The organism is Actinomadura sp. NEAU-AAG7 (assembly GCF_018603865.1).
GTDB classification, from domain to species: domain Bacteria; phylum Actinomycetota; class Actinomycetes; order Streptosporangiales; family Streptosporangiaceae; genus Spirillospora; species Spirillospora litoris.
Genome location: NZ_JAHFZY010000001.1, coordinates 1,880,110 through 1,900,984 on the forward strand (window position 1 = coordinate 1,880,110; position 20,875 = coordinate 1,900,984).

Sequence of the window (20,875 nt, forward strand, 5' to 3'; positions counted from 1 at the left end):
GACCTTCCGTAGACCTTCCCGTGTGCACGGAGATGGAGGAGCAATGACCCAGGGCTGCGCAGCGCCCGCGCAGACGGCGCACCTTCCGGCGACCGTCGACCTCGACAACGAGGCCGTCATCCAGGGGACCGTCACCCGTGACGGCGCCCCGGTGTCCAGCGCCTACGCGCGCCTTCTCGACTCGACCGGCGAGTTCACCGCCGAGGTGGTCACCGGCGACGAGGGCGTGTTCCGGTTCTTCGCCGCCGACGGCGACTGGACCGTGCGCGTTCTCGCCGCGGGCGGCGTGAGCGTCGACAACGCCGTCACGGCCAAGATCGGCGAGGTCGCCGCGCTTGAGGTCGCGATCTGAGCAGAGCCTTCGCGGGCAATCCTTCGGGCCCCGCCGTTCCGCCGCACGCGGGACGGCGGGGCCCGGTCGTTTCCGCGCCCGGTCCGGTGGGCTGGATAGCATCGGCGCGATGTCCCGACCGTCCGCGCGCTCGCCGCTGATCCTGCCCTGGGCCGCACTCCGGCTCGCGGGGCGGTTCGCGCTGCCGCTGAGCCTGTGGTTCACGCTGGGCGAGCTGCTGCGGTACGGCGCGATGTACGGCGGGTACCGGCTCGGCGAGATGAAGGGCACGGCGGCGGCCGTGGCGCCGCTGCTGACCGTCGGCGTCCTCGTGATGGTCACGCTGGCGGTCGCGGTCGCGATGGTGCACTGCGTCCGCGAGGGGCTGGACGTCGTGCACGCCCGCGAGTCCGGCGGCGGCCTGACGGCCTGGGCCGTCGGCAACGAGGAGCCGGTCGCCGGTGCGATGGGCCGCGCGGCGCTCCCCTTCGTGATCTTCTACCTCGGCTGGGGGCTCCAGAGCGAGGACGCCCGCGCGTTCGCGGACGAGGCGGCGAGCCGCGGCTTCGCCGAGAACGGGTTCGAGGGGCAGATCAAGGGCGTCGGCATGCTCGTCTCGCTGGAGAGGCACGTTCCGCTGGCGATCGGGCTGACCGTCGGGTTCTTCGTCGTCCGGCTCCTGGTCGAGTGGCTGCTGGAGGAGCGGTCGCAGCGCTCGTTCGGCGCGCTCATCGCCTTCCTGGAGATCAACTTCGCGCTGTTCGGCATCTTCACGATCGACCACCTGCGGGGCGAGGGCGTCGACTGGTTCACCCGGCGGCGGGCGTGGGGGTGGGTCACCGACGCGGCCGGGCCCGTCCTCGACCAGTGGCCGCCGTTCAAGGACGCGGTGCTCGGCGCGCTGATCTGGCTCGTCATCGCCGGGGTCATCCTCGGCCTGGACGCGCGCGACGAGCAGGTCGTGCTCGGCCGGAGCCGGGCGGCGGAACGGCTGGCACGCGCCGGGGGCCTGGACCGCGTCAACAGCCCGCGCGAGATCCTGACCCGGGGCTTCCGCGAGATGTGGCTGCCCGCCTGGTACGGGCTGCGGCTCGTCCGCCGGTCGGGGGTGCTGCCGTTCGCGACGTTCTGCCTGCTGTTCACCGGCCTGGACGTCGCGGAGGACGCCTCGCGGCGGCTGGTCTACGAACTGCTCGGCCCGCACGAGGTCACGTGGTGGATGCCGAGGCTGCCGCTCGTCGGGTTCGGGACGGCGCTGGTCTTCCAGATCCTGCGGATCTGCCTGCTCGCGGCGGCGTTCAACCTGGTCATGGCGCGGGTCACGGCGCGAACCGCAGCGAAGGCAGTGGTCCCTTCGGCCGTGAGTACGCCGGGGGCCGCACCTCCAGCACCAGCAGGTCGGCCTTGGCCCGGGGCACCGTCCCCCGGACCGTGATCCGGACCGGGACGCCCGGCCGGGCCGCGCCGGTGCCGAGGCCGGTCGCGGCCCACGCGCGGCCGTCGCCGTCGCGGAGCCGGTAGACGATCCCGTACGCGCCGACGGCCTTGGCGGCCGCCGCGTCCTTCGCGACGACGGCGAGCGTCACCCGGACCTCGGCCACCTCGGCCGACCCCGGCGGGGCGCCGGACGCGGGCCTGAGCAGGGGCGCGGTGGTCCGCCGGTCGACGACCTGCCAGCGTGCTCCGGCCAGTTCCCCGGCCGCCCCGCGCGGGACCGTCGTGACCTTCTCCTCCGGCTTCAGATTGCTGCGGACGTCGCGGGTCTCGTCCAGCCAGTGGACGGTGAGCAGCGCGGGCAGCAGGGTGGCGAGCGCGATCGCCTGCACGACCCGCCGGTCGCGGGGCCGCATCCGCGGCCCCGCCCCGGTCTGGGCCGGGAGGTCGGGCCGGGTCTGCGCCGGGTCGCCGGTCATCGGCGTCCCCGCACGTCGTAGCGTTCGGGCGCGGCGCGGATCAGCTCGGCGGCGCGGGCCCTGGTGAGCCCGAGGTCGATGTCGGCCTCGGCGGACAGCTGCGGCAGCAGCCCGCCGGTCCCCACCACCAGGTGCGCGCCCGCCACCCGCTCCTTGGGCAGCTCGAACACGAACGCGGTCGGCGTCCAGATCATCGGCTGGAACAGCGGCTGGACGACCTCGCCCGCGCCCGGCCGCGGACCGTCCCGGAACGACAGGCCCCCGGACGTCTCCAGCTTCGCCGCCGCCAGCTTCAGCGGCTCGCGTTCGGCCTTCGCCCACAGCCGCACGACCAGGTAGACGCCCTCGGTGCCCACGGGCGGCGGATCGCCCAGCGACAGGCCCGGCGCCAGCGACCGCGCCGCCTCCACCCGGTCGACCCGCACGCTGAACACGCGGTTGCCGACCACCTGCCCGATCCCGCCGCCGTCGCGGATCGGTTCGAGCGCCCGCGCCCGGACGTGCGGGCCGATCGAATGCAGCCACATCGCTCCGGCGAGCAGGGCCGTCCCGCCGACCCCCGCGCCGCCCTGCGTCAGCAGTCTCCGGACGTTCACCGCGGCCGCACCCTCGGGGCGGCGACGGGGAGGGTCAGCCGCCCGGCGAGCGAGCCGTCCTCCAGATCGACCCGCCAGGCGTAGGTGTCATCGGTGAACCCGTGGTCGTACTCCCATTCGCGCAGGCCCACGGTGAACCGGCGGGGCGCGTCCGCCGGGCCCGTCTTCCACATCGCCGAGACCTCGACCGGCAGCCCCGGCTGCGTCGTGCCGGTCTTCGCGCCCCCGGCGAGGCCCTCCACCTGGTCGGGCTTGACCCATTTGCCCGCCTTGGTGCGGGCGGCGAGGCCGTCGCGCAGCCCGCCGAAGCCCAGCGAGACGGTCTCCTCGCCCTGGTTGAGCACCCACAGCCGCACGATCACGAACCGCTGCCGTCCGGAGCCGAGGTCGGCGTTCGCCGTGCCGATCCGCGCGTCCCGCACGACGACCTTGAACAGGCCGAGGTCGACCGCCTTCCCCGGCGCGGTCGCGGGCTCGCGCGGCCGCGCCGCGAACCCGCCCGCCGCCCACAGCACGGGAACCAGGACGGCGGCCACCGCGAGCGCGCACACGGGCACCAGCCGGCGCCGCGACGCGCGCTCGCCGGGACTCGGAGGGACCGGTGCGGTGGATTGCACCCGCCAGATGGTAATACGCCATTACCCTTCACCCCGTGACGGAGATGATCGACTACGGGCGTTTCGCCGACCGGCTCGCCCCGCCCCGCCCCCGCTGGGACCTGCTGCGCGAGTTCCAGGAGGAGTGGGGATACGCGGTGCCCGCCGACGCGACCCCCTGGGCCAAATGGTCGGAGGACGAGCACCGGACGTATATACGGCGCCTCAAAGGAGAATGGACGGGCGAGGAGGACGACGAGTTCGAGGGCGTCGACTTCTCCCTCCCCGTCCCCCGGGCCCTGGACGAGTGGTGGGAACTCCCCTTCAATTCCTTCACCCACTCGCCGCGCCTGTACTGGACCAATCCCGTGTACCCGCCGACCGTCCGGCCCGACCCGTCCGGGTACGGCGTCGCCGAGGGGCTGCCCAAGGACAACCCGTACGTCGGCCCGGACGACGACCTGCGCGTCTGCGTCTTCAAGGCCGAATACGAGTACTGCAACGAATGGGGCTACCTCGCCGCCGAGGCGGGCCAGGACGACCCCCGCGTGCTCGTCACGATCTCCGATGACGAATGGGTTCCGCAGGCCCGGTCGATCTCGGAGTTCTTCGTCCAGCTCGCCGTGCAGCGCCTCCCGGCGAGCCTCGGCTGGTGCCTGCGCCTGGACGCCGGCGACTTCCCGGGCGTCCCGGTGGGCGAGCGCCTGGACGCGGCGTACCGTCCGATGGGATTCGAGCCCTGGCGCGAACTCGGCGTCCACAGCCTGGCCTACGGCGGCCCCGACGTGATCGTGCACCACGACCGCGAGAACGCCTGCGACTTCCCGGTGACCATCAGCGCCAGGACCCGCGACGCCCTCGCCGCGGCCGCCCGCACACTCGGCTGGGAATGGGACGACGCGCAAGTCGAGCCACCGGCCGAATAGGAGCGGCGCGGATCGACGTCCGCCCGAATCTCGGTAATGTGCTCACTGCTCATGGTTCGGTCATCGCCGGGAGGGCTGGTGCGACGACGCAAAGCGATCGCGCTCATGGCGGCCACCGCGTTCGGCGGCGTGCTCGCGCCTCCCCTTTTCGCGTCCCCCGCCCTGGCCGCGCCCTGCGAGGAGCCCCTGGTCTACGGCAGCCCCGCGAACCAGCTCCCCCGGCAGCTCTGGCCGGAGGAGAGGCTGAACTACGTGGACGCCTGGACCCACACCCGCGGCAAGGGGGTGAAGGTCGCCATCGTCGACAGCGGCGTGGACACCTCGCACCCCCAGCTGCGCGGACGCGTCGCCCCCTACGACGTGACCAGGTCCGGCCTCCAGGACTGCGTGGGCCACGGCACCCAGGTCGCGGGCATCATCGGCGGCCGGGACCTGCGCGCCCAGGGCATCTCGTTCTTCGGCGTCGCCCCCGAGGCGCAGCTCATCTCGGTGAAGATGGCCGTGAAGTCGCAGGGCAACGACTCCCGCTGGACGCCGCTGGCGATCCGCAAGGCCGTCGACCTGGGCGCCAAGGTCATCAACATCTCGTCCCAGTCCCCGGACCTGCCCGACCTGCGCCGGGCCGTGGCCTACGCCCAGCGGCACGACGTCGTGATCGTCTCGGTCGCCGGCAACCTCACCGACGAGCAGAAGCAGACCCCCGAGAAGTCCTATCCGGCGAGCTACCCGGGCGTGATCTCGGTCGGCGCGCTCTCCAAGGACGGCAAGCTGGCGGGCTTCTCCAACACCGTCACGCCGGTCACCGTGACCGCGCCCGGCCAGGCGGTCGTCAGCACCTGGCCGCGCGACGCCTACAAGGCCGACGACGGCACCAGCCTCGCCGCCCCCTACGTCGCCGGCACCGCGGTGCTGATCCGCTCCTTCAACCCGAGGCTCACCTACCTCCAGGTCAAGGAGCGCATCGAGAGGACCGCCGACGGCGCCCAGGTCCAGGGCACGGGGTCGGGCGTGGTGAATCCGCTCCGCGCGGTGACCACGGTCTCGACCGGCGCGGCGCCGGCGGCCCCCGCCGGCGCCCACCGGGTATCGATCGACCAGCCCCCGCCCGAAGACCACCTGGGCAAGGTGCTGGCCCTGTCCTTCACCGCCGCGGCCCTCACGGCCGCCGCGGCCATCGGCACGGCCGCGCTGATCACCCCCGCCGGCCGCCGCCGCAACTGGCGCCCCGGCGCCTGACCCCGTCAGTCCAGAGCGTCCACGAAGCGGTCGGCCTCTTCGGGGGTCATCCCCGTTTCGGCGCTGACCAGGGCGACGGCCGAGCGGCGGTCGCCGGAGGCCACGAAGGCGCGCACCCGTTCTGAGAGCGGGCCGGCGGCGGCCGCTCCGGGCAGTCGGCCGTCCCTCAGGGCGTCCACATACTGCTTGCCGTCCTTGAGGCCGAGCCCCGCGGTCCGGACGAGGTGTTTGACCGCCTCTCTCGGCTTGCCCTCCGCCACCAGCGCGCGCACCTGCGCCTCGACCTCGGCGGGGACGCGCCCCGCCAGGAACTCCACCTTGAGCCCGTCGACGTACACCTTCGCGGACAGCAGGTCGGCGCCGGTGGCCTTGCGGACGAGGCGGACCGCCGCCACCGGCTTGCCGTCGGCGACCAGTTTCATGGCGTGGGCACGCGTCTCGGGGAGCGCGTTGCGAATGGGCACGGGTTGATTCTTGGCCACTGCTTCTCCTCAGCGGATCCGGGCGCCCGCGACGGCGGCGGCCGGCCCGGGTGCGGTCATCACTGGGGGGTGTCTTCGCGGATGACGGTCTGGATCAGGCGCGTGCCAGTGCGGCGGTCGATGTGGTAGCCCCGGCCCGGGGGGAGTTTGTGGGGTTTCACGTTGCCCAGCAGGATGCCCTCGTCCTTGTTGCCGGACATCAGGAGGCCGGGGGAGGCCATTTCCTTGATGCGGGTGATGGCCGGGTCGAACATGCCGCGTCCGGCGCCGCCCATGGCGCGGGCGACGATGAGGTGGAGGCCGATGTCGCGGGCCTGGGGGAGCAGTTCGACGAGGGGGCGCAGCGGGTTGTCGGAGGTGGCGACCATCTCGTAGTCGTCGACGATGAGGAAGAGGTCCGAGCCCGTCCACCAGGAGCGGGAGCGGAGTTGGTCGGGGGTGAGGTCGGCCGGGGGGAGGCGCTGCATCATCGCGCCGCGGATGTCGTTGACCAGGGACGTCGCGGCCGGGGCCGAGGCGCCGAAGCCGATCTGGTGCTCGGTGTCGGCGACGTCCAGCAGCGAGCGGCTGTAGTCGATGAAGATGATCCGGGCCTGCTCGGGGGTGTAGCGGGAGGTGATGCCGGTGGTGATGTGCCGGAGCAGGTTGGACTTGCCGCATTCGGCGTCGCCGAGCATCAGGAAGTGCGGGTCCTGGGCGAAATCCAGGTAGACCGGGGAGAGCGACTCCTCGTCGATTCCGATCGGGATGCGCATGCCGGTCTCGGCGGGGGTCGGCAGCGAGGAGAGCGGCAGGACGTCGGGCAGCATGCGGACCTGCGGGGCGCGCTGGCCGTGCCACGCCTCGGACGCCGCCCGGACCATTTTGAGGACGCCGTCGTTCAGCGACTCGTCGGCGCCGCCACCGTCGATGCGGGGGACGGCGGTGAGGAAGTGGAATCCGTCGCGGGAGAGCCCGCGGCCGGGGCGGCCCTCGGGGACGTTGTCGGCGAGCTTGCGGTCGATCTCCGACTCGTAGGGGTCGCCGAGGCGCAGTTCCAGCTTGGTGCCCAGCAGGTCGCGGACGTTGGTGCGGAACTCCGTCCACTTGTTGGTCGCGGCGATGACGTGGATGCCGTAGCCGAGGCCGCGCGCGGCGAGTTGGGTGATGGTGTCCTGGATCGCCTCGTAGTCCTGGCGCAGGGTCAGCCAGTTGTCCACGACGAGGAAGACGTCGCCGTAGCCGTCGCCGGGGTGCTCGCCGGACGCGCGCATGCGGCGGTAGGTCGCGATGCCGTCGATGCCCCGCTCGGCGAACTCGCGTTCGCGCTGCTCCAGCAGGCCGCTGACCTCGGCGACCGTCCGCCGGACGCGGTCGGCGTCCAGGCGGGTGGCGATGCCGCCGATGTGCGGCAGGTCGGCCAGCGCGGCGAGGGCGCCGCCGCCGAAGTCCAGGCAGTAGAACTGCACCTCGGCGGGGGTGTGGGTGAGCGCGAGGGAGGCGATCAGCGTCCTGATCAGGGTCGACTTGCCGCTCTGCGGGCCGCCCGCGATGCCGACGTGGCCCGCGGCGCCCGACAGCTCCAGCCAGTACGGGTCGCGCCGCTGGTGGAACGGCTTGTCGACGATGCCCGCCATCGCGTACAGCTTGCCGCGGCCGTCCCAGCCCGCGGTGGTGAGGCCGTGTTCCTGGGTGACCTGGAGCGGGGGGAGCATCTCGTTCAGCGCGGGCGGCTCGTCCAGCGGGGGGAGCCAGATCTGGTGCGCCTGCGCGCCGTGCCCGGCGAGCTGCCCGACCACGACGTCGAACAGGGACGCCTGGTTCTTCTTCTCCTCGGGCTCGGGCTCCTCCTCGGACCGGTCCTCGATGACCTGCGGGCGTATGTAGCCCGGCAGGTACGGGACGATCTGGGCCGCGATCTGGCTGCCCTGCCTGTCGTCGTTCTGCTTCGGCTGCTCGTCCACGGGCCCCGAGACGTAGGCCGCCTTGAAGCGGACCATCGGTTCGGTGGCGAACTTCAGGTATCCGTTACCGGGGGCGGGAGGCAGTTCGTATGCGTCCGGGACGCCGAGGACGACGCGCGACTCCATCGCGGAGAACGTGCGGAGGCCGATCCGGTAGGACAGGTGGGTGTCCAGGCCGCGCAGCTTGCCCTCCTCCAGGCGCTGCGAGGCCAGCAGGAGGTGGACGCCCAGCGACCGGCCGAGCCGTCCGATCATGACGAAGAGCTCGGCGAAGTCGGGCTTGGCGGACAGCAGCTCGGAGAACTCGTCCAGGACGAGGAACAGCGTCGGCATCGGCGGCAGGTTCGCGCCGTCCAGCCGGGCCTTCTCGTAGTCGCGCAGCGAGGCGTAGTTGCCCATGGCCCGCAGGTACTCCTGGCGGCGCACCATCTCGCCGTGCAGCGCGTCGTACATGCGGTCGACCAGCGGGAGCTCGTCCTCCAGGTTGGTGATGATGGCCGAGACGTGCTCCAGGCCGTCCATCCCGAGGAACGTCGCGCCGCCCTTGAAGTCGACCAGGACGAAGTTGAGGATGTCCGGCGCGTGCGTCATCGCCAGGCCGAGGACGAGCGTGCGCAGCAGCTCGGACTTGCCGGACCCGGTCGCGCCGATGCACAGGCCGTGCGGGCCCATGCCGCCCTGGGCGGACTCCTTGATGTCGAGTTCGATCGGACGGCCGTCGGCGTCCAGGCCGATCGGCACCCGGAACCGGTTGCGCTGGGCGCGCGGCCGCCACACCCGCGCGGGGTCCACCGCGTAGGCGTTCTCGACGCCGAGCAGGGACGTCAGCGTCATGTTGTTCGCCAGCACGTCCTCCTCGTCCACGGCGTCGTTCGCGCTGGACCGGAACGGCGCGAGCTGGCGGGCCAGGCTCTCGGCCTGCGGGACGGTGACCTTGTCGGGCGCGCCGATCGGGGTCGGGACGTCCTTGCCCGCCCGGTCCTTGCGCAGCATGTGGACCTTGTCGGGCGTGACGTTCAGCCGCAGCGTCCCGGCCTCGGTCGTGTAGCCGACGGTCTGGGAGAGGTCGATGACGCAGACGCCCTCGATGCCGTCGGCGGCGATCTGCGAGTCGTAGGCGGCCATGCCGCCGTCCACCACGATCACGTGCAGCGGCAGGTCGCCGGACGGGCGGCCGGAGACGAACCGGGCGCGGTCCTTGATCTCCTGGCCGAGCAGCACCTCCAGCTCGGTCATCGTCGGCGCGATCAGCCGGACCTGCCCGGCGGCGTCGTGCTCGGTGGGGTGCAGGGCGTGCGGCAGCCACTTCACCCAGTCCCAGTAGGGCAGCCGCTCCTGCGAGGTGCAGACGCTGATGCGCACGTCGTCGGGGGTGTGGAACGAGGCCGCCTGCATGAGCATGGCGCGCAGCATCGCCCGCGCGGCCTCCACGTCCCCGAGCAGGAAGATCCGTGAGAACGAGCGGAGGTTGATGGCGACCGGCAGGGCGGGGACGGTCGAGTGCGTCCGGACGAACCGGCGCAGCGCGCCCGCGCTCATCGGTTCCAGGTCCTCGACCGGCTTGGTCTCCGGCGCGATCAGCTGGACGGCCAGCTTCTGCGGCCCGGTGCCCACCCGCACCTGGCCGAAGTCGGAGTCGTCGGCGCGCCGCTCCCACAGCCGCGAGCTCATCGCGATCGACCACAGCCGGGTCGGGTCGGGGTTGTACCACTCCAGCGCCTCGCGCTGCTGGGCGGCGGCCTTGCGGACCTTCGCCCGGACCTGGCCGAGGTAGCGCAGGTAATCGCGGCGCTCGCCGTTCAGCTTGGACTTGCGCTCGCCGCTGCGCTGCCCGACCTGGCTGAACATCATGCCGAACATCGACAGGCCCATCATCCCGCCCGCCACCATCTGGAGCGGGTTGGAGTTGGGGTTCAGGAACATGAACGCCATCGAGCCGGACCCGGCCGCCATCGGCAGGAACGTCAGCACGTTGCGGAAGCCGTCGGTGGTGACCTCGGGAAGCTCGGGCGGCGACTCCAGCAGGACCTCGCCCCGCGGCATCTCGGGGGGCTTGCGGCGTTCCTTCCGCCGGACCAGAACGGTGCTCACTGGACTGGCTCCCCCTTCTGGGCATCAATGTCGCAGCCCAGCATCATACGGGTACGGGTCCGCATAATCCTTTGATCATCCGGATGCGCTCGGTAACGGAGTGCGGCCTGCGACAGGCGCTCGGCGGGCGCCGCCTTCGATTCGGGGGAAAGCGAAACATTCCACCAGGATTCATCTGCGCCGCCGGTCACGAAGGGGGAACGAAAGCGGCAGGCGCGAAAAAGCCATGCGGGCAAGGCATCGCGGACGTCCAAGGTCCGCGCCGGACGGAACCGGGGCGGGCGTTACCGCATCGAAGTGGGGCATCTCAGCCGGTCGCAGAGGGCGGGCCGGGAGGTCTATGTTGTTACGGTTCTCGCCGGTGTTCGGGTGCTCCCTGTGGGGCCGTGCCTACATGTGAGGAAGTTCAGTGGCTTCAGTCACCGGGGCGGAGCTGTGCAGGGTCACGGTGGTGGCCCCCAAGCGCCGCATCGACATCTCGCTCCCCGCCCACGTCCCCTTCGCCCAGTTCTTCCCGGCGATCCTGCACTACTCCGGCAGCCAGATGGCCGACGCCGGGCTCGCCCACGGCGGCTGGGTCCTGCAGCGGCTGGACGAGGCGCCCTTCGACGGCGGGGCCACCCCCGCGCAGGCGGGGCTGCGCGACGGCGAGATCCTCTACCTGCGCCCGGGGATGTCGCAGCTTCCCGAACTGGCCTTCGACGACGTCGCCGACGTCGTCGCGACCGCGGTCAAGGACCGGCGCGACCGCTGGCGGCCCGAATGGACCCGCGCCTTCTCCCTCGGGGTCGGCGCGGGCGGCTCGGCGGTCGCCGCCGTCGTGGTGCTGCTCGCCGGACCGTCCTGGATCGTCCCGGCCGCGGCCGCCGGGGTGGTCGCCCTGCTGCTCGTCATCGGCGCGGTGGTCGCCTCGCGCGCCGCGGGCGACGCCAGGGCGGGCACGGTGCTCGCCTTCGCCGCGCTCCCGCACGCCTTCCTCGCGGGCCTGCTCGGCCCCGCCCGCGACCACGGCTTCGGCGAGCTGGACGCGCTGAACACGCTGGCCGGGTTCGGCGTCCTGGTCCTGGTCGCGGTGATCGCGGCCGTGGGCGTCACCGACGGCGCCTCGATCTTCTGGGGCTCGGTCATCGGCGGCGTCCTCGGCGCCGCGGGCTCCGGGGCCGCGCTGGCCTTCGAGGACCTGTCGGCGGCCGGGATCGCGGCGATCACGGTCGTGGTCGCGATGATGCTGACCCCGCTGACCCCCACGCTCGCCTTCCGCTTCTCCAAGGTCACGCTGCCGCCGGTGCCGCAGAGTGCCGACGACCTGCGGCGCGACACGATCATGGTGGACGGCCAGCAGGTGCTGACCCGCACCGGCCGGGCCGACCGCTTCATCACCGGCTTCACGGTCGGCCTCGGGCTCGTGGGCATCCTCGGGCTGATCCCGTCGGCGTTCCGCGACGGATGGCTCGGCCCGGTCACCGCCGCCGTCATCTCCGTCCTCCTCCTGCTGCGCTCCCGGCTGTTCCGCGGCCGGGTGCAGCGGCTGGCGATGCTGGTGCCCGGCATGCTCGGCCTCGGGACGCTGGCGATCGCCATCTCCTGGGACGCCTCGCCGCTGACGATGGCCGCCGGAGCGCTCCTCCCGCTGGTCGTGGCGACCTCGGTCGTGGTCGGGGTGGGGCTGTGGCTCCCGGGACACCGGCCCTCGCCGTTCTGGAACCGCGCGGGCGACATCCTGGAGATGTTCCTGCTGATCGCCCTCATCCCGATGGCCCTCGGAGAATGCGGGCTGTTCGCGTACATGCGCGGGCTCGCCGGTTAGGAGCGCCGCATGCAGACGCGCAAGGACCTGCTGCAGGCACACCGCCTGATGAGCCAGCGCGCCTCGCTCGCGCTGGTCTCGGGCGAGCCCGACAACCCCGAGCTGCCGCTGCGCCGGATGAACATCAGCGCGTTCAGCGGCATCATGATCGGCATCCTCGTCATGGCGGCGTTCGGCATCTTCGGCGTCATCCGCCCCGGCGGCGCCACCGGCCTGGAGAAGGCCGGGATGCTGCTCGTGGAGAAGGACACCGGCGCCCGCTACGTGTGGTGCGAGAACGGCAAGCTCTGCCCGGTCGCCAACTACGTCTCGGCGCGGCTCGTCGCCGGGGCGGACTCCAAGAGCCGCCGGACGGTCTCCAGCAACTCGCTCACCAAGTACGAGCGCGGACCGGCGATCGGCATCCCGGGCGCGCCGAACACGCTCCCCGACGCCAAGAAGCTGACCAAGGCGCCGTGGGCGGTGTGCGTGCGGGCGTCCGAGAGCACCTCGCTCGGCCGCCGGTCGCTGGTCACGCTCACCGCCGGACGCGAGGTCGGGGGCACCGCGCTGCGTCCCGACCAGGCCGTGGTCGTCAAGGCGGACGGGCAGAACTGGCTGCTCTGGCGCAACACCCGCATGCGGATGCCGCCCTACGCGCTGACGACGCTCGGCGCGAGCGCCGTCCCGATCGCCGGCAAGTGGCTCAACTCCGTCACCCAGGGCCCCGACTTCGCCGCGCCGCAGATCCCGGGCCTCGGACGTGCGGTCACCGGGCCGCTCGGGCCGGCGAAGGTCGGCCAGATCTTCGGCGTCGACACCGCCTCCGGATCCTCGTCCTCGTTCGTGCTGCTCGCGGACGGCCTGGCGGCGATCTCCGCGCTCCAGCGGGACCTGCTGGTCGCCGACCCGCTGACCCGGCAGGCGTACGGGAACCAACCCGTCCGTCCCCTCCCGGTGGACGCCGGACGGGTGAACTCGACCCGGCAGTCCGCGCGGACGGTCCGCGCCCAGCAGCTCGAAGGCAAGGCGCCGAGCATCGTCGCCTACCGGGAGACGAGCCCGCTGTGCGCGGTCTACGCCGACCCGAGCGGCAACTCCGACGCGACCCTCACCCTCGACGGGAGGCTGCCCGCGCCGCCCGGCGGCCCGCAGCCGAACGGCGCGGACCAATTGGCCTTCCCACCTGGGAGCGCGGCGCTCGCGGGCCGGGTACCAAGCCCGGGAAAGGCGAATGAGGTCAGCACTTATTACCTTGTGGCCGAGGGAAAGAGATTCCCCATCAAAGACAATGAGACGGCCGAGAAGCTCGGCTACTCTCTGCCGGGCGATGCCTCGAAGGTTCCGGCGGGCGTCCTGGACCTGATCGCCCAGGGGCCGGTGCTCGACCCGGCCGCCGTCTCCACCACGCCTCCGGCGAACACCCCGCCGGGGAACTGATTGTGCGGACTTCGGCCACGACCCGAACCGTAAAGGGGGCCAATGCGTCTAAACATCATGTGAAGCGGATGGACAGCATGGAGTAAAGCACCTAAAGTAATGATCACTCTGCGGTGCAACCCCCCGCCATCACCGGCCTCAGGGTCCTTTGCGCTGCCGAAACGGGGGCTTACGGCGTTGGCCCGGCGTCTATGCCCAGTTCACGATCGCGGGTCACGGTACGAATCACTGGAGGTGACTCATGGGGCAGCAGTCGGCAGTCGACAGAGCATCCATGAAGCAGGCCGCGGATGACATCGACGCGTCCGCGAACATCATCAAGGGGCTGCAGACGCAGCTTGAGGGCCACAAGCAGCAGGTCCGCGGGGCCTGGGAGGGCAACGCCTCCATGGCCTTCGAGACGGTCTTCAACCGGTTCAACGAGGACTTCGGCAAGGTGCTGCGGGCCCTGGAGGGCATGCACCAGAGCCTCGTCCAGACCAAGATCACCTATGAGTCCAAGGAAGAGATGTCCGAGCAGGCCGTGAACAAGGTTCAGGCCCTGCTCAACGGCTCTACCTGAGCGAACCTCACAACCAGGTGACGACGGCTGGAAAAGGAGAATCATGAGCTACACGAGGGCCAATTTCGGCGGCCTGACCGAGGGTGAGGCGCAGTTCAGCCAGGCCGCGCGCGCCCTGATGGACGAGCTGAACGACCTGGAGGGCAAGCTCCGGACGAAGCTCAACCAGTGGGAGGGCTCCGCCCAGGAGGCCTACTGGGTCTTCCAGAAGCAGTGGGACGGCGCCGCCAAGGACATGCAGAACGTCGTGGCGCAGCTCGGTCTCGCGATCCGCGACGCGCACGACAACTACCAGCAGGCCGAGCGGTCCAACTCCGGGATCTGGGGCTGACCGCAGGTTCAACCCCCGTCCGCTGGACGCAGCTGTGAAGTGGCCCTGGCCGTGCGAACGGCCGGGGCCCACTTCGCCCGTACCGAACCCAGGTCTGTTCCGTCTTGTCTCCCAGACAGCCGCTCAGGGGGCAAGAGGCTGACAGGAGGTAAGCAGAGATGGCACCCCCAGAACCCCCGAAGAGCCTGCCGACGGCCGGCGGCAAAGAAATCGGCATTCACCACGACACCGTCAAGGACATCGCGGACAAGCTCGAAAAGGACCTGCGGGCCCTCAAAAGCCTGCGCTATGACAACAAGCTTGAGGACGACTCGCCGACCGAGTCCTCGCTCGGCAACTACACGGCGGGCCGCAGCCTTTACAACACCGTTTCGGCCGCGCAGACGCAGATCGGCAACACCTACACGCAGTTCGTCACCGCGTACGAAAACGTGATCAAAGCCCTCCGGGCCTCCGAGCAGACCCATCGCAACGCCGACGACAAGTCCAAGCAAGGCGTTCAGAATGCCGCCAGTCCGCACAGCAGCGTGTGAGCGGAACGCACGCGACGAGGAGGGTGATCGTAGGTGACGAAGAGCACGCAGAAGATCAGGCAGGAGGGCTTCCAGACCGGCGGTGAGGGCACCGGCGGCTGGGGGATGCTCAAGGTCTGGGAAGACCAGTTCGACAAGGTCAAAAAGGTCGTCGACAGCATGCACCCGGAGCAGATCGACACGGGTGCGACCACCTACACCAACCTGTCGACCCGGATGAACGACTCCGTCGATCTCATCTACAAGCAGGCGCAGCGGCTGGTCGAGGCCTGGGGCGGTGACGACGCCGAAAAGGCCATGGAGCAGATGAACAAGGCCTACCGGCAGGCCCAGGAGATCAAGACCAAGGCGTCCACCACGGGCACCGCCCTGACGGCGCACGCCAAGCAGCAGCGGCAGTGGAAGCACTCCTACGGCTCCGGCAGCGCGAACGACAGCTGGGTCAAGGACGTCGTGAACTGGGGCCAGCGCGCGATGGCGATCAACCCCGCCACCGCCCCGGCCGCCATCACGGGCCTGATCGGCAACAACTTCGGCGCCAAAGACGCCATGAATGCCATCAACAATGGCACCAAGGGCACCTACAACAACTTCCCGGCCGATATCCGCCAGGACATGCCCGAGGCCGACCCCAACGTCCTGGACACCGACCCGCCGGGCACTCCCCCCGGCGGTGGCCCCAAGTCGCCCAAGATGCCGGGCGGCGGTCCCGGGGGCGGCCCCGGCGGTGGTCCCGACCTGCCCAAGGGGCCCGGTGGCGGTCCCGACCTGCCCAAGCCTCCCGACAACCCCGGTGGGCCCGGGGGCGGTCCCGGCGGAGGCCCGGGAGGACCGCCGCACATGCCGGGCGGTGGCCCCGGGGGCGGTCCCGACCTCCCGGGCGGAGGCCCCGGCGGCGGCCCTGGCGGCGGTCCCGGCGGCATCGGCAACGGCCCCGGTGGCGGCCCCGGCACCGACCTGGCGAGCCTGCCGGGCGGCGGTGGACCGGACACCGGTCTCGGCGGCATGCCCGGTGGCGGCCCCGGCGGTGGTCCCGGCGGCGGTGGTCTGGGCCCCGGCGGTCTCGGCGGCGGCCCCGGCGCTCTCGGCGGTGGTCCCGGCGCTCTCGGCGGTGGTCCCGGTGGCGGCCCCGGTGGCGGACTCGGCGGACCCGGCGGCCTGATGGGCGCCGGCGCGCTCGGCAAGGGCGGCATGTCCGGCATGGGAATGCCCATGGGAGCCGGCGGCCACGGCGGCGGCGACGGCGAGGAGCGCGAGCGCAGCACGTGGCTCACCGAGGACGAGGACATCTGGGGCGGCAACGACGACACCGCCCCGCCCGTGATCGGCTGATGTTCGTGCCATAGTGGTGACAGAGGCGATGGGATAGGTAGATCAGGTCCAACCTGATCTACCTATCCTTTTATAATTCAGTTGCTGTAGACGAGGAGTACCGATGCTGCAGCGAGGTCGAAAACTGGTCGGCTTGGTTCTGGCGCTGCTCCTGTCGGCGGCGGTCGTTTTGCCAGGATCCGCTGCGGCGGCACCGAAACCGCTCGCCCAGGAATGGTGGTTTCCGGCTTGGGGAGTGGACGACCTCCTGTGGCCGATCTCCAAGGGCGCCGGTGTGACGGTCGCGGTCATCGATACCGGCGTTCAGGCGAATGTGCCGGATCTGCGGAACGCGGTTCTTCCCGGCATGGACGCCGAGAGCGGAAGCGGCGACGGCCGCACCGATGGCGATACCGGTGAACTCCACGGCCACGGTACGGCCATGGCATCGCTGATCGCCGCACAGGGCACCGGGACCGGACTCGTCGGTGTCGCGCCCGAGGCGAAGATCCTCCCCATCGTGGGGCAGAGCACGGACGCCTACGCCAAGGGAATCCGCTACGCGACCGACCATGGCGCGAAAGTAGTCAATCTGTCCCAGGCCGTGCCCGGCGCCTGTCCGGCGAACCTGCAGGAATCCATCGCCTATGCGCTGGACAAGGACGTCGTGATCGTCGCGGGCGCGGGCAATGACGGTGCCGGAGGCAACGCTTCCAACTCTCCGGCCAACTGCAAGGGCGTTCTCGCGGTAGGGGCCGTTGACGCGCAACTGCGGCCCTGGGAGAAGACGCAACGCCAGCCGTATGTGACCGTGGCGGGCCCCGGCGTCAGGGCCCCCGTCGTCGTCAAGAGCGGGAAGTTGATCAGCGGCAGCGGCACGAGCGCCGCGTCCGCGCTGACGTCAGGGGCGATCGCCCTAGTGCGCGCCAAGTTCCCCGAGATGAAGAACCGGGAGCTGGTTCGGCAGCTCATCGCCTCCGCGAAGGACGTCTCCGACAAAGGGCAGGACGACCGAACGGGATACGGAATGGTCCGGCCCTATCGCCTGCTCGCCCAGAAGGCGCCGCAGGGCTCGGCGAATCCCGTCTTCGAGGACTACGACCGGTGGGCCAAGCGGCACAGGCCCAGTGCCCGGCCGAAGGCCGAAAAGGACTCGGACGACGGGATGAGCACCGGCACCATCATCGGCTTCGGCGCCATCGGCGCCTTCTGGCTCGTGGTGCTGGTGATCGTGTTCGTCATCGCGCGGCGCCGGAGGGGGAAGGGCGGCCCGCCGCCCGGCCCGCCTCCGTTCGGCCCCGGTGCCGGACCGGGTGTGCCCCCGGGGTTCGGCCAGTCTGGGCGACCCGGTTTCCAGCCGCCGGTTCAACCTGGTCAGCCCCCCGGCCAGTACCAGCCGCCGGGGCCGCCTCAGGGTGGTGGGCCGCCGACGCCTCGCTGATGCGCCGTTCGGGCATGGGCGGGTTGCCGCCCATGCCCGTGGGGAGGCGTCAGTTGGTGAAGAGGAGGGCGTTGGTGATCTCGACGCCGAGTTCTCCGGCGGTGGCGAACACCGAGCCGGTGCGGCCGCCGGTGGCGCCGCCGTGCGTCCAGTAGGACTGGGCGTAGATCACGCTGGATCCGCGGGTCCAGGTGCGGGTCCAGTACGCCGGGTTGGCGCGGGGCTGCGGGAGGCCGCTGGCGTCGGACGGGGTGAGCAGCTTCGGCCAGCCCTGGGCGTCGGTCGCGTTGCCGATGCGGCTCGCCGCCGAGGGGGTGGCGAACTTCGCGATCGAGACCGACGTGATGATCGTCCGGGACGGGTTGGCGTAGACGGCCGAGTACATGCTTCCGATGCACGGGTCGGTGCGCAGCCTCGACAGCAGCTTGGTGTTGGCGCGGGTGATGCAGGACTCCGTGCGGGTTCCGGCGCGGGTGAAGGTGTTGCCCTTCGCCGTGCGGACGGTCGCCGAGAGCAGGCTCGTCGGGTCGGAGCCGCCACCGCCGAGGGAGGTCGTCGGGCTCGGCTCGATCGAGCCGGTGGAGGGAGGCGTGTAGGTCGGCCGCGCCGAGGGGAACGTGATCGCGGGAGGGTCGTCCTTGTCGTCGCCGCTGTTCAGCACGACGAAGGCGCCGACGCCGATGAGGGCAAGCAGGACCATCCCGCCGACGATGAGCAGCGGGACCGCCGCGCCGCCGCCGCTACGGCGGGGCGGGGGCGGGAAACCGCCGGGCATGGGCGGTCCCGGCATAGGCGGGCCGGGCATCGGGGGGCCGGGCATCGGCCCCCCGATCGGGGCCCGCGGGGGCGCGGGAGGCGGTCCGGCGGGGGCGGCAGGAGGCGGGTATCCCGGCTGGCCGGGCGGCTGACCAGGCCATTCAGGGGGGTTCATAAGAGCTCCGGGCTGTTCGCGTGCGGGGTGCCGATTGAGATCCGGCCAGACTAGCGGGCGTCCCGTGTTGATTTCATCGGGTATGGCACGTCTGCGCCGGTCGGGCCGTTGTGGAGCGCCCTTCTCGCTTCCGGAATCGTTCTGGAGACCCATCGACGGTGCACGGGGCGACCGGTGTCTCGTACGCTTTAAAGGAAGAGGGGAGGCAGGTGTCCGACTCCAGTTGGCAGCAGGCCGTCCTGCGAGAGATCGGCGTTCCGCAGCGGGGATTCCAGACGCTGGAGGCCGAGCCCGCCCCGCCCCAGGGAGGGTGGGGGGCCGAGGCGCCACCGCTGCCCGCCCCTGAGCAGCCGCCCGTCGAGCCGCCTGTGGTGGAGGCCGTCCCGCGGGCTCCCGAGGTCGAGGCGGCGGCTCCGGCGCCGCCCGCACCCGCGCCGCCCGCTCCCGTGCAACCCGTCTCGCACCCGCCCTCGCCCTCTTTGCCGCATACGGTTGCGGATCCCGCGCCCGCTGCGGATGGTGGGGGCGCGGAGTTGCCTCCGCCTCCTGTGCCGCCTTCTTTTGAGGAACCGGTGGGTGGGTCGCCGCCGTCTTCGCCTTCTCTGTCGCATACGGTCGCGGATCCTGCGCCTGCGGCGGGTGGTGGGGGTGCGGAGTTGCCTCCGGCGCCTGTGCCGCCTTCTTTTGAGGAACCGGTGGGTGAGTCGCCGCCGCCTTCGCCTTCTCTGTCGCATACGGTCGCGGATCCCGCGCCTGCGGCGCCTCAGCCTCCGCCGGTTGCTGCGGAGGAGGTTCCCGCAGCGCCTGTGTTCCCGGGTGGGGGTGCGGAGTTGCCGCCGGCGCCCGTGCCGCCTTCCTTTGAGCAGCCGGCCGTTGAGGCTTGGCAGCCGGCCGAGCCGCCTGAGCAGCCGGCCGTTGAGCCGCTCATGCATCCCGACTTCGACTGGGCGTCGGCCGTCAGTCCGATGCCCGGGGTCTCCGCGAACGAGGTGCAGGACGGGGCCGGTCACGCGCCGCCGGTGCCGCCGCGACCCGTCCAGCCCCGGGCGCCGGAGCCCGGGCCGCGGCAGCCTCCGTCCCAGATGCCGGCGGAGGACCTCGTCCGGCGGAACCAGCACGGCGATCCCCTCGGACGGCGGGTGCGGCAGAACGTCCGCCGGGTGGTCGGCGGTGGCGGCGGCGCCGCGCGGGAGATGGCGGCGTTCGCCGAGCTGATGCGGCATTCGGTCCCGGGCGCGCGGCAGATCGCGGTCGCCAGCGTGCGGGGCGGTGCGGGGAAGACGACCATGGCGGCGCTGGTCGCCACCGAGTTGGCGAGGCACCGGGCCGACCGGGTGCTGGCCGCCGACGCCGACGCCGAGTTGGGGTCGCTGCCGCTGCGGCTCGGGGTCCGCTCCCAGCTTTCGCTGTTCGAGTTGGCCGGGCAGAATCCGCGCACGTTCGAGGAGGCCGCGCAGTTCCTGTCGCGGACGCCCGACGGGCTGTTCGTGCTGTCCTCGACGCGGGACGGGCGGATCGCGGGCGAGTTCACGCTGGAGACGTTCCAGAGCGCGCTCAACGCGGTCGGCCGGTATGTGGCCGCGACGGTGGTGGACTGCGGCGCGGGCATCCTCACCGAGCTGAACCGGGGCGTGATCGCCGGTTCGCACGGCCTCGTGCTGGTGACGCCGGGGACGGTGGACGGGGCGCTGAGCGCGCGGGGCGCGCTGGAGTGGTTCGCGGGCAACGACCAGCAGGCCGTGCTGCCGCGCACCGTGATCGCGATGGTCTCGCACGCCCCGCAGGTCGGCGCCGACCTGGAGCGGGCGCACCAGATGCTCACCGCGTGGGGGCTGCCCGTCGTGTCCGTGCCGTATGATCGGCACCTCGCGACCGGCGGCTCGCTGGACATGTCCAAGATCTCCGCCGCCGCGCGGGCGGCCGTGATCCGGGTCGTGCACGAGGTCTTCTCGCGTTCGCTCTCCGCTGGGATGTCCTGATGAGCAGTGACCTGGTCGCGCTGGTGCGGCGGCGCCCCGACGTGCACGCCGTCGCCGACGGGATGATCGCGATGGGCGAGCCGCTGGAGCTGCGCGGCGGCGAGCCGGAGGCGACCCGGCTGTACGACGCCGAGGGCCGGCTGCTCGTCTCGATCGAGGGCGCGGTCCAGGTCGAGGTCCAGGGTGAGATCGGGCGGCTGCTCGGCGCGGAGTTCGCCGCGCGGGTCGCGGTGCCGGTCTGGTGGGTGGACGTCCGCGCCGTCGCCGACCTCCCGGAGGCGACGCGGGTGGCGCGCAGGTTCGCCGACTCGCTCGTCCACTGGCTCGGCGGCACGGTCTATCCGGACGGGACGATCGAGCCCCCGGCCCTGAGCTGGAAGGCGAGCGACCCCGCCGGGGACACCTCCGCCGGCGCCGCCTTCCACGACGGCGTCATCGGCGGCTGAT

Annotated in this window: 19 protein-coding genes; 13 read left to right on the forward strand and 6 right to left on the reverse strand. The window is 71.8% G+C overall.

Annotated features, from left to right (window positions below):
• Positions 1–43: 43 nt before the first annotated feature.
• The gene (locus tag KLI87_RS08600) at positions 44–352 is read left to right on the forward strand and encodes a DUF1416 domain-containing protein (protein ID WP_156214022.1); all 309 of its coding nucleotides are present in this window, start codon (positions 44–46) and stop codon (positions 350–352) included.
• Positions 353–461: 109 nt separating this feature from the next.
• Positions 462–1,766, forward strand: a complete 1,305-nt coding sequence (locus tag KLI87_RS08605) for a hypothetical protein (protein WP_214616449.1) — start codon at positions 462–464, stop codon at positions 1,764–1,766.
• Here the strand turns inward: KLI87_RS08605 and KLI87_RS08610 are convergent.
• From KLI87_RS08610 to KLI87_RS08620, 3 genes are read right to left on the reverse strand one after another with little or no spacing between them, the layout of a single operon-like run.
• A complete protein-coding gene (locus tag KLI87_RS08610) occupies positions 1,651–2,244 on the reverse strand; it encodes a hypothetical protein (protein ID WP_214616450.1) in 594 nt (197 codons plus the stop codon). The two genes, KLI87_RS08605 and KLI87_RS08610, sit on opposite strands and share 116 nt — an antisense overlap.
• Positions 2,241–2,840 (reverse strand): hypothetical protein, encoded by a 600-nt coding sequence (locus KLI87_RS08615; RefSeq protein WP_156214019.1) that lies wholly within the window; start codon positions 2,838–2,840, stop codon positions 2,241–2,243. Before KLI87_RS08615 ends, KLI87_RS08610 begins: the two co-directional genes overlap by 4 nt.
• A complete protein-coding gene (locus KLI87_RS08620; protein WP_214616451.1) occupies positions 2,837–3,457 on the reverse strand; it encodes a hypothetical protein in 621 nt (206 codons plus the stop codon). The genes KLI87_RS08615 and KLI87_RS08620 overlap by 4 nt, the downstream gene beginning before the upstream one ends.
• 35 nt (positions 3,458–3,492) lie before the next feature.
• Here KLI87_RS08620 and KLI87_RS08625 point away from each other — a divergent pair, with 35 nt between their 5' ends.
• The gene (locus KLI87_RS08625; protein ID WP_214616452.1) at positions 3,493–4,362 is read left to right on the forward strand and encodes a hypothetical protein; all 870 of its coding nucleotides are present in this window, start codon (positions 3,493–3,495) and stop codon (positions 4,360–4,362) included.
• 78 nt (positions 4,363–4,440) lie between these two features.
• Positions 4,441–5,598, forward strand: a complete 1,158-nt coding sequence (locus tag KLI87_RS08630) for a S8 family serine peptidase (RefSeq protein ID WP_214616453.1) — start codon at positions 4,441–4,443, stop codon at positions 5,596–5,598.
• A 5-nt stretch (positions 5,599–5,603) separates the two neighbouring features.
• Here the strand turns inward: KLI87_RS08630 and KLI87_RS08635 are convergent, their stop codons facing one another.
• Positions 5,604–6,062, reverse strand: coding sequence for a hypothetical protein (locus KLI87_RS08635; RefSeq protein WP_214616454.1), 459 nt, complete (start codon positions 6,060–6,062; stop codon positions 5,604–5,606).
• A gap of 77 nt (positions 6,063–6,139) precedes the next feature.
• Positions 6,140–10,114 carry a type VII secretion protein EccCa gene (gene eccCa, locus KLI87_RS08640; protein ID WP_214616455.1) on the reverse strand — a complete coding sequence of 1,325 codons (3,975 nt, stop codon included), beginning with the start codon at positions 10,112–10,114 and terminating at the stop codon, positions 6,140–6,142.
• Between the two features lie 409 nt (positions 10,115–10,523).
• Between eccCa and eccD the strand changes: the two genes are divergently transcribed.
• From eccD to KLI87_RS08675, 7 genes are all read left to right on the forward strand, one after another.
• The gene (gene eccD / locus KLI87_RS08645) at positions 10,524–11,921 is read left to right on the forward strand and encodes a type VII secretion integral membrane protein EccD (protein WP_214616456.1); all 1,398 of its coding nucleotides are present in this window, start codon (positions 10,524–10,526) and stop codon (positions 11,919–11,921) included.
• A 9-nt stretch (positions 11,922–11,930) separates the two neighbouring features.
• Positions 11,931–13,340 (forward strand): type VII secretion protein EccB, encoded by a 1,410-nt coding sequence (eccB, locus tag KLI87_RS08650; protein WP_214616457.1) that lies wholly within the window; start codon positions 11,931–11,933, stop codon positions 13,338–13,340.
• 241 nt (positions 13,341–13,581) lie between these two features.
• Positions 13,582–13,902, forward strand: a complete 321-nt coding sequence (locus tag KLI87_RS08655) for a WXG100 family type VII secretion target (RefSeq protein ID WP_156214013.1) — start codon at positions 13,582–13,584, stop codon at positions 13,900–13,902.
• Positions 13,903–13,945: 43 nt separating this feature from the next.
• A complete protein-coding gene (locus KLI87_RS08660; RefSeq protein ID WP_156214012.1) occupies positions 13,946–14,233 on the forward strand; it encodes a WXG100 family type VII secretion target in 288 nt (95 codons plus the stop codon).
• A gap of 158 nt (positions 14,234–14,391) precedes the next feature.
• Positions 14,392–14,766: a hypothetical protein gene (locus KLI87_RS08665; RefSeq protein WP_156214011.1), complete on the forward strand. Its 375-nt coding sequence runs from the start codon at positions 14,392–14,394 to the stop codon at positions 14,764–14,766.
• A 33-nt stretch (positions 14,767–14,799) separates the two neighbouring features.
• Entirely contained in the window at positions 14,800–16,098 is a 1,299-nt protein-coding gene (locus tag KLI87_RS08670) for a WXG100 family type VII secretion target (RefSeq protein ID WP_214616458.1), read from the forward strand.
• A 103-nt stretch (positions 16,099–16,201) separates the two neighbouring features.
• Complete coding sequence (locus tag KLI87_RS08675; RefSeq protein WP_250903502.1) at positions 16,202–17,518, forward strand: S8 family serine peptidase; 1,317 nt, start codon at positions 16,202–16,204, stop codon at positions 17,516–17,518.
• Positions 17,519–17,567: 49 nt separating this feature from the next.
• On the opposite strand, the gene KLI87_RS08680 is transcribed toward KLI87_RS08675, so the two are convergent.
• Positions 17,568–18,293, reverse strand: a complete 726-nt coding sequence (locus tag KLI87_RS08680) for a hypothetical protein (RefSeq protein ID WP_156214008.1) — start codon at positions 18,291–18,293, stop codon at positions 17,568–17,570.
• Between the two features lie 1,082 nt (positions 18,294–19,375).
• On the opposite strand from KLI87_RS08680, the gene KLI87_RS39870 reads away from it, so the two are divergent.
• The gene (locus KLI87_RS39870) at positions 19,376–20,428 is read left to right on the forward strand and encodes a hypothetical protein (RefSeq protein ID WP_250903503.1); all 1,053 of its coding nucleotides are present in this window, start codon (positions 19,376–19,378) and stop codon (positions 20,426–20,428) included.
• The gene (locus KLI87_RS08690) at positions 20,428–20,874 is read left to right on the forward strand and encodes a hypothetical protein (protein WP_156214006.1); all 447 of its coding nucleotides are present in this window, start codon (positions 20,428–20,430) and stop codon (positions 20,872–20,874) included. The genes KLI87_RS39870 and KLI87_RS08690 overlap by 1 nt, the downstream gene beginning before the upstream one ends.
• Position 20,875 lies beyond the last annotated feature (1 nt).